Genomic DNA, 12,208 nt, shown 5'->3' with positions numbered 1-12,208 from the left:
TAACGTGGCTCATCCTGACCCGATGGAGACACCCGCGTGCTGATCCTGAAATTGCTGCTGATTCCCGGTTTTCTCCTGCTGATTTCCCTGGCGGGCAAACGTTGGGGGCCGAGCGTGGCCGGGTGGCTGTCGGGATTGCCGGTGGTGGTCGGGCCGATTCTGTTTTTTCTGGCGATCGAACAAGGGCCGCAGTTTGCCGCGCAATCAGCGGTCGCGGCGCTGTCGGCAATGTTCGCGATGATCGCTTTCTGCATCACCTATGCGCAGGTGGCGCAGCGGGCGAACTGGCCGTGGGCGTTGACCATTTCACTGGCGGTGTGGGCCGCGCTGGCGGCAGTCTTGTCGGTGATCCCGGCGTCCTTGCCGTTCTCGGTGATTGCGGCAGCGGTGGCACTGCTCGCTTCGCCTTATCTGTTCCCTGAGGTGCATCCAGTATTGAACGGGCCAGCACCGAAGTCGGACAAACTGATCTGGCGGATGATCGCCGGTGCGGCGCTGACGCTGGTGGTGACGATGCTCGCCAGCACCGTCGGCGAACGCTGGAGCGGCCTTCTCGCGGTGTTCCCGGTGCTTGGCAGCGTCATGGCGGTGTTCTCGCAACAAACCCGCGGCCCTGCGTTTACCGCTGCGTTATTGCGCGCAACGGCAACCGGCATGTATTCGTTCTCGGCGTTCTGCCTGGTGTCGGCCTTGACGCTGCCGACCATGGGCCTCAGCGGCTTCGCAGTGGGAGTGGCAGTGTCGGTGGCCATGCTCGGGGTGACCCGGCGGCTGCTGGCTCGGCCAAGGGCCAAGGCGCAAGCACAATAACCGCCTGGACGAATCGCGCTGGAACGCCCGGCACGCTCCGTGGGATGATCGCCCGCCTCGCGCGACCATTCACCGGAGATTCACATGTCATTGTTGAGCAAAAAAGCCGTCGTCCTGATGCTGGCGGCCATCGCTGGTTTCGCCGCGATCAACGCGCACGCCGCCAAGGAAAAAGTCAAAACCGAGAAGGTCTCGCTGCTCGACGGTAAGTTTGCCTTTGTCCTGCCCAAAGGCTTTGCCGCCGACCCGCTGCCCGCCAGCCCGAGCGGTGCCAAGGGCACGATGTACACCAACCAGACCACCAAGACCGTGGTCATCGCCGCCGAAAACCAGATTCCCGCAGGGCAGAACGTCAAGGACAACGACGGTGAGTTTCTCGACGGCAGCGTGTCGAGTTTCATCGACGATCAGCGCAAGGCCCTGCCGGACTTCAACAAGCTCAGCGAGAAAAGCCTGACCCAGAAAGGCACCGGCCTGGGGCTGCGTCAGGTTGACAGCACCGCCACTCAGGGCGGTGGCCAAACCCTGAACACCACGCTGCTGGCCGGCTCGGGGACGAAGATGGCGCTGGTGCAGGTGATTTCCCGCGCCAGCGACAAGAAAGCTCACGATGCCTTGATCAAAGCCATCGTCAAGGATTGAGTCGCTGCAACCAGCCATTCAGATCGCGCAATTCGGCCGCACTGATGCTGTGGCCGACGCCCGGATAAGCGTGAAACTCGGGCTGGTAATCGAGTTTCTGCAATAGCGCGTTGGCCTCGGTGCCGTGACGGTAAGGCACCGGATCATCAGCGGTGCCATGGCCGATAAAAATGCGCAGCGGCAGCGGCGCTTGCCCAGGCTTGAGTTCGGCTTTGAGCACCGGCAACAAGCGCCCGCTCAACGCGGCAAACCCGCCCACGACCGCTGGCGCGCGCAGGCCCACTTCGTAGCTCATCATCGCGCCCTGGCTGAAGCCGATCAGGTACACCTTGTCCGGCGCGGCGTGATATTTCTTCGCCGCCTGGGCGATAAAGTCGCGCAGCTTCTGGCCGCTGACCTTCAGATCATCGGTCTCGCCGTTGTAGGCGCCTTCACCTTTCTTGCGAAACCACTGGAAACGTCCTTCACCCAACGTCATCGGCGCGCGCACGGAAAGGTAGTTGTACTGCGCCGGCAGCTGAAATTTCATGCCGATCAGATCGGCCTCGTTACTGCCGTAACCGTGCAGGAAAATCACCAGCGGACGTGGTTCAGCGTCGGCGTGGACCTGTTCGAGGTACTTGAGTGGCAGATCGGATTGCAGGGTGGTTTGCGCGTGAACGGCGGTGGATGCGAGCAGGGTCAGCAGGGCGAACAATTTCAGCATTGCAGCGTTCCTTCACAGAGTGTCGGGTTCGCGGGGGAGCCTAACATTCTCGGCTGAGGATCCAAATTTTGTGGAGTGGCTGATGCCGCTATCGCTGGCAAGCCAGCTCCCACAAGAATTACGGCGTCTACAAAATCTGGGATCAACCGCAACCCTGTGGGAGCTGGCTTGCCAGCGATGGGGTCAGCAAATTCAGCGAAGAGCCATCAGTCGTTGGTCAGCTTGCCGGTACGAAACGGCACTCGCCCCGCCACTTTCGCCTGCCAGATCCCCGGCTCGGTATAACGCCCGCGATCAATCGCGAACAGCACCCCGCTGGTGCCGGCGCGCACGGTGGTCACGCGATCCTGCAACGGGTCAACGACCTCGAACAGCGCATCGCCCTGCTCTATCCACTCGCCGGCATTGCGCAAGAAACTGACCACGCCGTGGTGCGGGGCGAACAGGTATTCGGTGCCTTCAAACGGCAGACCTTCACAACATTCGCTCGGCGCCGCCGGCCATTCGCCGCTGATGAAACCCTGCTCGGCGAGAAAGCCCAGAATCGCTTCGCAATTGGCCTGAGCCTGATCGACGCGGGTGTCGCCCATGCTGCCCAGCTCCAGCGTCGTCGCCAGATTCGCCGCCGGAATCGCCGCGTTCGGGAATGCTTTGGCCAGACGCAACCATGGCGTCGAGCAGGACTCATCGAACGAGCTGCCACCGGAGTCCTCGCAGAGCAATGCCACGCCCGCCTTCAGCCGCGCCGCCAGCGATTGCCACTGCGGCCAGTGTTGCGGCAGCGCATAGAGGTGAATCGCAGCGTCGAAGTCGCAATGCAGATCGAGGGTGATGTCGGCGTCGCAGGCGTGGCGCAGCAACAAGCGGTGCAAGGCCTCCAGTTGCGAGGCCGGCGCCGGCAATTCTTCGAAGACTTGAGCCATGGCCTGGCGAATCAGCGCGACGTTGGCCTCGGCATCCGCGCCCAGACACTCGCCAACCAGTGCCGCCACCGGGGCGCTGAGCTCGACGAACGCGCGGTTGAAGTTCTTGCCACTGCCCAATTCGAAGCGGCCCATGTGATTGCCTTGCAGATGTTGATCAAGGCCGATCGGATTGGCCACCGGCACCAGCTCGATAACGCCTTGCAAACGGCCCTGCTGTTCCAGTTCATTCAAGCGCAGCTTGAGTTCCCATGCGGTGCGCATGCCCGGCAATTCATCGGCGTGCAGGCTGGCCTGGATATACACCTTGCGGCTGCCGGCGCCGTAGCGGAAAACGCTGAGGGAGCGCTCGCTGCCCAAATGGCTCCAGGGCAGAACGTGGTCGATGCGTTGCATGAAAAACTCCTGAATAGCTGGGTTACGTAAAACCCTGTGGGAGCGAGCCTGCTCGCGAATGCGTCAGGTCAGACGATGACGATGTCGAATGTCAGACCGCATTCGCGAGCAGGCTCGCTCCCACAGAGAATTTCCATCAATAAAAAGCATAAAAAAGTGGCCACCGCGCAAACGGGGCCACTTTTTTCACGGCGTATTAATGGCCGTACACGTCAAAGTCGAAGTACTTGTCCTGGACTTTCTTGTACTCGCCATTGGCGCGGATTTCGGTGATGGCTTTGTTGAATTGCTCAGCCAGTGCGGTATCGCCCTTGCGCACGGCAATGCCAGCGCCGCCGCCGAAGTATTTGGCGTCTTCGTAGGTCGGGCCGACGAATTCGAAGCCTTTGCCGGCGTCGGTTTTCAGGAAACCATCGCTGAGGTTGACCGAGTCAGCGAGCATCGCGTCGATACGCCCGGAAACCATGTCGAGGTTGGCTTCCTGCTGCGAGCCGTAGCGCACCAGTTCGATCCCGGCCGGAACCAGCACTTCGGTCGCGTAGCGGTCATGGGTACTGGCACGCAGCACGCCGACTTTCTTGCCCTTGAGTTCGGTCAGCGGGTCTTTCACGCCCGAGCCTTCCTTCATCACGAAGCGCGCCGGGGTGTGGTAGTACTTGATGGTGAAATCGACGTTTTTCTTGCGATCGTCAGTGATGGTCATCGACGACAGGATCGCGTCGATCTTCTTCACTTTCAGCGCCGGGATCAGGCCATCGAACTCTTGCTCGACCCACGTGCATTTGACTTTCATCTGCGTGCACAGTGCGTCACCGATGTCCACGTCAAAACCAGTGAGTTTGCCGTCAGCGGTTTTCATCGAGAATGGCGGGTACCCGGCTTCGATACCGATGCGGATCGGCTTGGCGTCTTCGGCCACAGCGGTCAGGGACAACATCGACAGTGCCAGGGCACCGAACATCACTAGCTTTTTCATTTATTACTCCCGTGCGGAGGCTTTTATTGGCAGCTTTCGAGTCAGCGTTCGGTCATGGCGTTCTAACGGCAAAAACCGAAGTGGCCGGCAGTCTATGGCGGCGCGCACGGAGGCAATTGTTTTTAAGCGACAAATACTTACAGAACATCGGCGATCACTTTGACGAGAGTAAACGCGTGCGCCGTGTTGGTGCGAAGGATGTAGAACAAGACTGTTTTCAGAGCAAGAAACGCCGATCCCCCGTAGAGCTGCTGGAGGCTGCGATCTTTTGATCTTGTTTTTTTGAGATCAAGATCAGAGGATCGCAGCCTCCGGCGGCTCCTACAGAAACGTCAGCATTCGCAGGCGACAGGTGTATTGGCGACTGACGCCGCGCTCAGTTCGAAACCTTCATCGAGCCATCCGGTGACGCCGCCGATCATCTCCTTGACCGGATAGCCCAATGCCGCCAGCTTCACCGCAGCCTTGTTCGCCCCATTGCAATGCGGCCCGGCGCAATAGACCACGAACAACGTGCTTTTCGGGTAATCGGCCAAGCGATCCGCCGTGAGCAAGCGTGTCGGAATATTGATCGCGCTGGGTACATGGCCGCGCTCGAACGCCAATGGGCCGCGCACATCCACCAGAACGAAGTCGACCTCACCGGCCTCTTGGCTACTGAACACGTCGGAACAATCGGTTTCGAAGGTCAGACGATTGCTGAAATGCATCAGGGCAATCGCCGAAGGGGCGGCGGGAATTTCGCGAACCAGGCTGGTCATGTTGTGTTGCTCCTTTGTCTGTGGGCGATGAACAGACTTTATCGAGACGGCGCTTGCCGCTACAGTGGCGCGCAAGACACCGACCGGGAGATTTCCGCCAAATGCTCACTCAGCCCAATCTGGTTGCCATTCTGGCCTACGACGGCCTCTGCACATTCGAGTTCGGCATTGCCGTGGAGATCTTCGGCCTGGCCCGGCCAGAGTTCGACTTCCCTTGGTACGAACACGCGATTGCCGCAGTCGATCCAGGCCCGATGCGCGCCATGGGTGGCATTCAGGTACTTGCCGATGGTGGCCTGGAATTGCTCGCCGCAGCGCGCACCATCGTCATTCCCGGCTGGCGCGACCGCAACGCCTCGGTACCGCCTGCGCTGATCGACGCGTTGCGTCGGGCGCATGACCGAGGCGCGCGGTTGCTGTCGATCTGCTCCGGGGTGTTCGTCCTCGCCGCCAGCGGCCTGCTCGACGGCCACCGCGCCACCACTCACTGGCGCTATACCAGCGAACTGGCGCAACGCTACCCGGCCATCGAGGTCGATCCGGACGTGCTCTACGTCGACGCGGGCCAACTGATCACCTCCGCCGGAAGCGCCGCCGGCATCGACGCCTGCCTGCATCTGGTGACACGTGACTTCGGCACGCAGGTCGCCAACGCCGTCGCGCGGCGACTGGTCATGTCGCCACAACGCACCGGCGGCCAGGCCCAGTTCATCCCCACCCCGGTCAGCCCGACGCCCCGCAGCGACCTGTCGCGCGTCATGCAATGGGCCCGCGAACGCCTGCACGAACCACTGGAAGTGCGCGACCTGGCCAGTGAAGCGGCAATGAGCGAGCGCACGTTTTTGCGGCGCTTCACCGAAGCCAGCGGGCAAACGCCCAAGGCATGGCTGCAACATGAACGCCTGGCGCGAGCGCGGGAGCTGCTCGAGAGCACCCATCAACACACCGAGCAAATCGCGCAGCGCTGCGGCTATCGCTCGGTGGAAAGTTTTCGTGTGGCGTTCCGCAGCGTGGTGGGCGTACCGCCGTCGGTTTATCGGGAGCGGTTTGGCGAAGCAACAAGCTTTCGCTCCATCCCGCAGCGTTTTAAGCGCTGACGTTGACGGCGAGGCCGGCAGAAACGCTCGCGGTGAAAATTGTGAAACGGAAAATGCGGCTTGCTTTATATTGATTCTGATATAACCTGAAAATCAAACGGGCACTGGCATTTCTTGCAATAAAACTCACCGTCGCCGCTTACGTTCAGCTATTACGCTTTTCCTTTTGACACAGGACAAGCCGATGCCGAAACACAAGGATGTGGTGTTCGTGGGAAGCGCGTTGAAAGATCTCAAAGCGTTCCCGGTTGATGCCCGAAGAGCGGCGGGGTTTGAGCTGGACCTGTTGCAACAGGGTGATGCCCCACTCGATTGGCGCCCTATGAAAACCGTAGGACGCGGTGTTAACGAAATCAGGATCACCGAGGACTCAGGGGCGTTTCGCGTGTTTTATGTAGTCAATCGACCTGAAGCAATCTATGTGCTTCACGCCATGCACAAAACCACACGTAAAACGGAAATTAGAGACATCGAACTGGCCCGGGCCAGATATCAGGAAATAGGTTAAGCCATGAAGGAACATCAAGACTCATCCCAACGATTTTCCAGTGTATGGGATGCATTGGAGGACACGCCTCAGGAAGCTGCCAACATGCGTCTGCGAGCCAAGCTCATGCGTTCGCTTTGCGAGACCATTCGAGCGTGGGAGCTTCCTCAAAAGGACGCGGCACAAAGATTGGGAATCTCGCAGCCACGCCTCAATGATGTACTCAACGGGAAAATCGACAAATTCTCGCTCGATGCATTGGTCAACCTGTCAGCTGCTGCAAGGCTGGAGGTGGACATTTGCTTTCCGTCAGGCCCGTTGCAATGGGCCTGACACTGGCTCTGCGTGGCAATGTCCACCCTGCATTCCGAGTTTTGAAATCGAGGGAGTTGAATAGCATTCAACTTCGCGGTTAACCATCGACATCATCCAGCTGCACAGGAGTTCCGCTGGATGATTCCTCCCCTTCAATCCTCCCGCGTCAAAACCTCCAGCAACTCAATTTCAAACACCAGATTCGAATTCGGCGGAATCTTGCCCATGGTCCGCTCGCCGTAGCCCAGATGCGCCGGTACCAGCAATTTGCGTTTGCCGCCGACCTGCATGCCCATCAGCCCCTGATCCCAGCCTTTGATCACGCGGCCAGTGCCGATCACGCACTGAAACGGTTTGCCCCGGCTCCAGGACGAATCGAATTCAGTGCCGTCTTCCAGCCAGCCGGTGTATTGGGTGGTGATCAGCGCGCCTTTCACCGCGGCTTTGCCGTCGCCCGGTTGCAGGTCGATGATTTGCAGTTCGTCTGTCATGTCGTTGGCTCTCGAGATGTTCGCAGGCGGCGTTTTTCGCAGAATCCGGCGTCGATGGCAATCCATGGAACCGAAAACACGCCTAGCCGCTCACATGTGTATCGACATCGTATGACGACAAGGATGCTTAGATGACCGACTCTCGATTGCTGCGCAGTTTCATCCCGCCCTACATCCTCAACCGCATCATCGCCCACGGTTCCGAGCCGCAGCGCAACGCCGCGATGCAGACGCTCAACCATGTGCGCAGCCTGCTACCCAACCCCGGCCGCCCTTCGCAGCCGCCGGCGCGGGCGATTCTGCCGGAAGCGAGCAAGCCTGGCCTGGCGCGGCGCAGTGTGCATGATGCGCAGAACAAAATGCTCTTGCCGGGCATGCCGGTGCGCCTCGAGGGCCAGCCGGCGTCGGGGGATCCGGCGGTCGACGAGGCCTACGATGCGCTGGGCGCCAGCTATGATTTCTTTTGGAAGGTGCTTGGTCGCGACTCGATCGACAATCAGGGATTCGCGCTGATCGGCAGCGTGCATTATGGCCAAGGCTACGAGAACGCATTCTGGAACGGCGCGCAGATGGTCTTCGGTGACGGCGATGGCGAGATCTTCCAGCGCTTCACCCGCTCGCTAGACGTCATCGGCCATGAACTGGCCCACGGCGTCACCGAAAGCGAAGCCGGGCTGATTTATGCCAACCAGTCCGGCGCGCTGAACGAGTCGCTCTCGGATGTATTCGGCGTGTTGATCAAGCAATACATCCTCGGCCAAACCGCCGAGCAGGCAGACTGGCTGATCGGTGCCGACCTGCTGATGCCACAGATCCAAGGCAAGGGCCTGCGCTCGATGTCGCACCCCGGCACGGCATACGACGACCCGATGCTGGGCAAGGATCCGCAACCGGATCACATGCGCAAGTTCGTCATCACCAGCGAAGACAATGGCGGCGTGCACATCAACTCCGGCATTCCCAACCGCGCGTTTTACCTGGCAGCGCGAGCGTTTGGCGGCTTCGCTTGGGAAAAGGCCGGACACATCTGGTACGACACGCTGTGTGATGACCGTTTGAAACAGGACGCAACGTTCGACGCGTTCGCGAAACTGACGATCGACCATGCTGGCCAGCGCTTCGGCGCCGAAGCAGCCGACACGGTGCAGCAAGCCTGGGCACAGGTCGGTATCGAATAATCTGAGGAGACCGTATGAAAACGCTACCCGAGCTGGATAAAGATTCCGTTTTGCGCGTATCTCGCCAGGGTGGCGTTGCAGCGATTCACAGCCTGAGCCGCCCACGGGAAATCGAATTCGCGCAATGCGACATCAGTCAGCGTTCGAGAATATGCTCGGTGCTTGAGGGTTGCCTGCCACTGGACAGCAGCGAATCCGGCCGTGGGGATCAGCGCTTCTACCAGATTGAGGTGCGCTACCCGTCAGGGGAAATGGTGTTGAAGGTGCCAGAGGATCGGGCGCCTGGGGAGCTGGTGCAGCTTTGGGACAAGGGGGAGCTGCTCTGATTCACGCTGGCGGCTCTTCTGCGTCGCCAACTGACGATGTGCGCGGGCCAAAGCCCGCGGTCTGGCCGAATACGACACCGTTGAACGTGTGCGTACAGCACTCGCAGCTCGGCGTCATGTCCTGCGCCTTCAGGTTCGGATTGACCATTTGCAGGAAATTTTGCTCGTCGACGTACAGCCCGTTGTAATAACTGGACTCACCCAGTCGCACGACTTCTTCGCGATCCTTCTCATGGATGGCAACCATCCAGAACACCGGCGCTGATTGATCCAGTCGCGCCACAGCTTCGCTGAAAATGGCATCCCAAGAACCGCCAACCCGAGAGAGCAGGAAGCGAAACAATGGCGTGTAATCTCGCCCGTATTGTTTGCCTGCGTGCATCGAACTTCGCATGCCTTCGTCACGGCTTGCAGCTTTGCTGTTGCGCTGATCGCGATAATGCGCAACTGATTCATGGCGACGAACACCCCACGTACGAGTGTTCACTCTGCGGTAGAGCGGTTTCTTGTCCAATCCCTTATTCCTCATCCAGACGTCCGCTGTTTTACCGGAACGGCGTTTGAATGCAATCAGCCATCCGTGGCCAATTGTAAAACCGGGCCTATCGCTCGACCGGCTGCATCTCGACAATCGTGCCGTTGGTGATCATCACCATCACGTACTTGTCATTGATCTGCACCCACTGCGCCTGCTCGATCGGCGCTTTCAGACCTTTGGCTTTCCAGTTCTTCAACGCCTTGTCTTCGCGCTGGTACATTTCCGGTGCGCGGTCGTTGACCTTCAACTGGCGGTCGCTGGTCGGCGATTGCACGGCGGGTTCGCTGGAGGTTTGCGCCGCTTGAACAACGGGCGTGATCCCGGCAATGCCGGCAACGAGGGCCAGGCTGGCGATTAGGGTTTTGCTGTTCATCGGTGAACCTCTTTCAGATGGGTAGTACCTGAACTCCGACTGCGTGGCGCGGGAAACATTCCTTGTTTTTTGCCGGATGTGGCCGTTAGAAGGCTTTGCCCATCAGACCGCCATCGCTGGCAAGCCAGCTCCCGCAGGGTTTTGTATTACAGCGCAATTATTGACCTGAGCTCCGGTCCTCTCCTACAAAACCAAGCAAAGCAAAGCAAGATCAAAAGATCGCAGCCTTCGGCAGCTCCTACAGTTGGATCGCGTGAATTCGATGGAAACGGGTTCACCTGCAGGCCGTCGTCGCGATCAGGCTCGCCCCCACCAGAAAAGCAAAGCAGCGCAGCTGCCCGCGGCGAAGCCGCCCCACTCAACAATGAGCGCAAGCTCGAGTGCTTTTGATCCTGCTTTTGATCCACCGGCGACGTCGGAAGGCTGAGTGGAGGGATTGATCCGGGGGTGGGAGCGCAGCGACCGTCTGGCGCAGCCAGACACAGCGGAAGGAGGTGCAGCGAAGCAAACCGTAGCCGCTGCGCCCGGATCGATCCCGCAGCGAAGGAACCCGAGCCTGCGAGGGCCGAACGCAGGAGCAAGCGTTTTTTTGCTTACTTTTTTAGGCGTTTGTAAAAAAGTGAGTCGCCGTAAGGGCGAAACCCTAAGCGGCCATGACCGCAGCAACGGATATGTACCCGGTCAGCCAGAACAAATCATCGCCCGACGCGACGCAGGCTTGCTCCCACAAATGCGCCAAACACCGAAACCATTGATCCGCCCCACGCATCAATCCATGCCAACAATGCAATTAACAGATTGTTACATCTGCGCCACCATCCACCTCAATAAAAACCGTGCGCCGCCTCTCCGTAGCGCACGTCATAAAAGCGGTGGAGTACTTTTCAATGACAGCCTCAATCCCAACCAACGGCTCGCGGGCCGGTGCCATCTTCCGGGTGACCTCGGGCAACTTCCTCGAACAGTTCGACTTCTTTCTGTTCGGCTTCTACGCCACGCAGATCGCGGCGGTGTTCTTCCCGGCGAGCAGCGAGTTCGCCTCGCTGATGATGACGTTCGCGGTGTTCGGCGCAGGCTTCCTGATGCGTCCGCTGGGCGCCATTGTGCTCGGCGCCTACATCGATGACGTCGGCCGGCGCAAAGGTCTGATCGTCACCCTGTCGATCATGGCCAGCGGCACGATATTGATCGTGCTGGTGCCCGGCTACGAAACCATTGGCCTGTTCGCCCCGGCGCTGGTGTTGATCGGGCGGCTGCTGCAAGGCTTCTCGGCCGGTGCGGAATTGGGCGGTGTCTCGGTGTATCTGTCCGAAATCGCTACGCCGGGCCGCAAAGGCTTTTTCACCGCTTGGCAGTCGGCCAGTCAGCAAGTGGCGATCATCGTCGCGGCCGCGCTGGGCTACGGTCTGAACCAGTGGATGGAGCCGCAAGCCGTGGCCGCCTGGGGCTGGCGCATTCCGTTTTTCGTCGGCTGCATGATCGTCCCGTTCATCTTCTTCCTGCGCCGCAACCTGGCGGAAACCGAAGAGTTCGCCGCGCGCAAACACCGTCCAAGCATGCGCGAAGTGTTCCGCACCCTCGGCCAGAACTGGGGCGTGGTACTCGGCGGAATGTTGATGGTCGCGCTGACCACCACCGCGTTCTACCTGATCACCGTGTACGCACCGACCTTCGGTAAGACCGTGCTGCACCTGAGCACTTCCGACGCGTTGCTGGTAACGCTGTTGGTGGGCGTGTCGAACTTCTTCTGGCTGCCGATTGGCGGCGCGTTGTCCGACCGTATCGGCCGTCGTCCGGTGCTGATCGGCATGGCCGTGCTGGCACTGGCCACGACTTATCCGGCGCTGTCGTTCCTGGTGCAGGCGCCGAGCTTCACCAACATGCTGCTGTCGCTGCTGTGGTTGTCCTTCATTTACGGCTTGTACAACGGCGCGATGATTCCGGCGCTGACCGAAATCATGCCGGTTGAAGTGCGCGTCGCCGGTTTCTCTCTGGCTTACAGCCTGGCCACCGCGATCTTTGGCGGTTTCACCCCGGCGATGTCGACCTTCCTGATCCAGTACACCGGCGACAAAGCCGCGCCAGGTTACTGGATGAGCATCGGTGCCCTGTGCGCGCTGTGCGCCACGCTTTATCTGTACCGCCGTGCCGGTGGTCGTCTGCAACCTGTCGCGGCCTGAGGAAAAACT

The 12,208-nt window shown here is 59.9% G+C and carries 16 protein-coding genes; 9 read left to right on the top strand and 7 right to left on the bottom strand.

Going from position 1 to position 12,208, the window contains the following annotated elements:
- Positions 1 to 36: 36 nt before the first annotated feature.
- Entirely contained in the window at positions 37 to 810 is a 774-nt protein-coding gene (locus tag ACZZ0K_RS07855; protein ID WP_252882245.1) for a hypothetical protein, read from the top strand.
- Positions 811 to 894: 84 nt separating this feature from the next.
- A complete protein-coding gene (locus ACZZ0K_RS07850; protein ID WP_258706882.1) occupies positions 895 to 1,452 on the top strand; it encodes a DcrB/PsbP domain-containing protein in 558 nt (185 codons plus the stop codon).
- Here the strand turns inward: ACZZ0K_RS07850 and ACZZ0K_RS07845 are convergent.
- The 3 genes from ACZZ0K_RS07845 to ACZZ0K_RS07835 all read right to left on the bottom strand — a co-directional run bounded on the left by ACZZ0K_RS07845 (position 1,442) and on the right by ACZZ0K_RS07835 (position 4,453).
- On the bottom strand, positions 1,442 to 2,158 hold the full coding sequence (locus ACZZ0K_RS07845) for an alpha/beta hydrolase (protein ID WP_258706883.1): 717 nt from the start codon (positions 2,156 to 2,158) through the stop codon (positions 1,442 to 1,444). The genes ACZZ0K_RS07850 and ACZZ0K_RS07845 overlap by 11 nt on opposite strands.
- A gap of 206 nt (positions 2,159 to 2,364) precedes the next feature.
- Positions 2,365 to 3,477: a succinylglutamate desuccinylase/aspartoacylase family protein gene (locus tag ACZZ0K_RS07840; protein WP_258706884.1), complete on the bottom strand. Its 1,113-nt coding sequence runs from the start codon at positions 3,475 to 3,477 to the stop codon at positions 2,365 to 2,367.
- Between the two features lie 196 nt (positions 3,478 to 3,673).
- Complete coding sequence (locus ACZZ0K_RS07835) at positions 3,674 to 4,453, bottom strand: ABC transporter substrate-binding protein (protein ID WP_095182017.1); 780 nt, start codon at positions 4,451 to 4,453, stop codon at positions 3,674 to 3,676.
- A 26-nt stretch (positions 4,454 to 4,479) separates the two neighbouring features.
- Between ACZZ0K_RS07835 and ACZZ0K_RS07830 the strand changes: the two genes are divergently transcribed.
- Entirely contained in the window at positions 4,480 to 4,725 is a 246-nt protein-coding gene (locus ACZZ0K_RS07830; RefSeq protein WP_095182018.1) for a hypothetical protein, read from the top strand.
- Positions 4,726 to 4,785: 60 nt separating this feature from the next.
- Here ACZZ0K_RS07830 and ACZZ0K_RS07825 read toward each other — a convergent pair whose 3' ends face one another.
- Positions 4,786 to 5,214 carry a rhodanese-like domain-containing protein gene (locus tag ACZZ0K_RS07825; RefSeq protein WP_252867836.1) on the bottom strand — a complete coding sequence of 143 codons (429 nt, stop codon included), beginning with the start codon at positions 5,212 to 5,214 and terminating at the stop codon, positions 4,786 to 4,788.
- Positions 5,215 to 5,315: 101 nt separating this feature from the next.
- Between ACZZ0K_RS07825 and ftrA the strand changes: the two genes are divergently transcribed.
- From ftrA to ACZZ0K_RS07810, 3 genes are all read left to right on the top strand, one after another.
- Complete coding sequence (ftrA, locus tag ACZZ0K_RS07820) at positions 5,316 to 6,311, top strand: transcriptional regulator FtrA (RefSeq protein WP_463559039.1); 996 nt, start codon at positions 5,316 to 5,318, stop codon at positions 6,309 to 6,311.
- A gap of 184 nt (positions 6,312 to 6,495) precedes the next feature.
- Positions 6,496 to 6,819, top strand: a complete 324-nt coding sequence (locus ACZZ0K_RS07815) for a type II toxin-antitoxin system RelE/ParE family toxin (protein ID WP_463559038.1) — start codon at positions 6,496 to 6,498, stop codon at positions 6,817 to 6,819.
- A gap of 3 nt (positions 6,820 to 6,822) precedes the next feature.
- Positions 6,823 to 7,131, top strand: coding sequence for a helix-turn-helix domain-containing protein (locus tag ACZZ0K_RS07810; protein ID WP_016775213.1), 309 nt, complete (start codon positions 6,823 to 6,825; stop codon positions 7,129 to 7,131).
- A 134-nt stretch (positions 7,132 to 7,265) separates the two neighbouring features.
- Here ACZZ0K_RS07810 and ACZZ0K_RS07805 read toward each other — a convergent pair whose 3' ends face one another.
- Positions 7,266 to 7,604, bottom strand: coding sequence for an FKBP-type peptidyl-prolyl cis-trans isomerase (locus ACZZ0K_RS07805; protein ID WP_041477007.1), 339 nt, complete (start codon positions 7,602 to 7,604; stop codon positions 7,266 to 7,268).
- 131 nt (positions 7,605 to 7,735) lie between these two features.
- On the opposite strand from ACZZ0K_RS07805, the gene ACZZ0K_RS07800 reads away from it, so the two are divergent.
- Positions 7,736 to 8,782 (top strand): M4 family metallopeptidase, encoded by a 1,047-nt coding sequence (locus ACZZ0K_RS07800; protein ID WP_463559037.1) that lies wholly within the window; start codon positions 7,736 to 7,738, stop codon positions 8,780 to 8,782.
- Between the two features lie 14 nt (positions 8,783 to 8,796).
- Positions 8,797 to 9,108 (top strand): protealysin inhibitor emfourin, encoded by a 312-nt coding sequence (locus tag ACZZ0K_RS07795; RefSeq protein ID WP_041477010.1) that lies wholly within the window; start codon positions 8,797 to 8,799, stop codon positions 9,106 to 9,108.
- A 1-nt stretch (position 9,109) separates the two neighbouring features.
- On the opposite strand, the gene ACZZ0K_RS07790 is transcribed toward ACZZ0K_RS07795, so the two are convergent.
- Together ACZZ0K_RS07790 and ACZZ0K_RS07785 are read right to left on the bottom strand one after the other, a co-directional pair.
- Positions 9,110 to 9,622, bottom strand: a complete 513-nt coding sequence (locus tag ACZZ0K_RS07790; RefSeq protein WP_052392135.1) for a hypothetical protein — start codon at positions 9,620 to 9,622, stop codon at positions 9,110 to 9,112.
- Positions 9,623 to 9,710: 88 nt separating this feature from the next.
- Positions 9,711 to 10,019, bottom strand: a complete 309-nt coding sequence (locus tag ACZZ0K_RS07785) for an RcnB family protein (RefSeq protein ID WP_252880463.1) — start codon at positions 10,017 to 10,019, stop codon at positions 9,711 to 9,713.
- Between the two features lie 887 nt (positions 10,020 to 10,906).
- On the opposite strand from ACZZ0K_RS07785, the gene tcuC reads away from it, so the two are divergent.
- Positions 10,907 to 12,199 carry an MFS transporter gene (gene tcuC, locus ACZZ0K_RS07780; RefSeq protein WP_041477012.1) on the top strand — a complete coding sequence of 431 codons (1,293 nt, stop codon included), beginning with the start codon at positions 10,907 to 10,909 and terminating at the stop codon, positions 12,197 to 12,199.
- The last annotated feature ends 9 nt before the right edge of the window (positions 12,200 to 12,208 follow it).

This window comes from Pseudomonas sp. AC255, from assembly GCF_979258175.1.
Note: the sequence above shows the minus strand (reverse complement) of the source record. Positions and strands in the feature narration are given on the sequence as shown.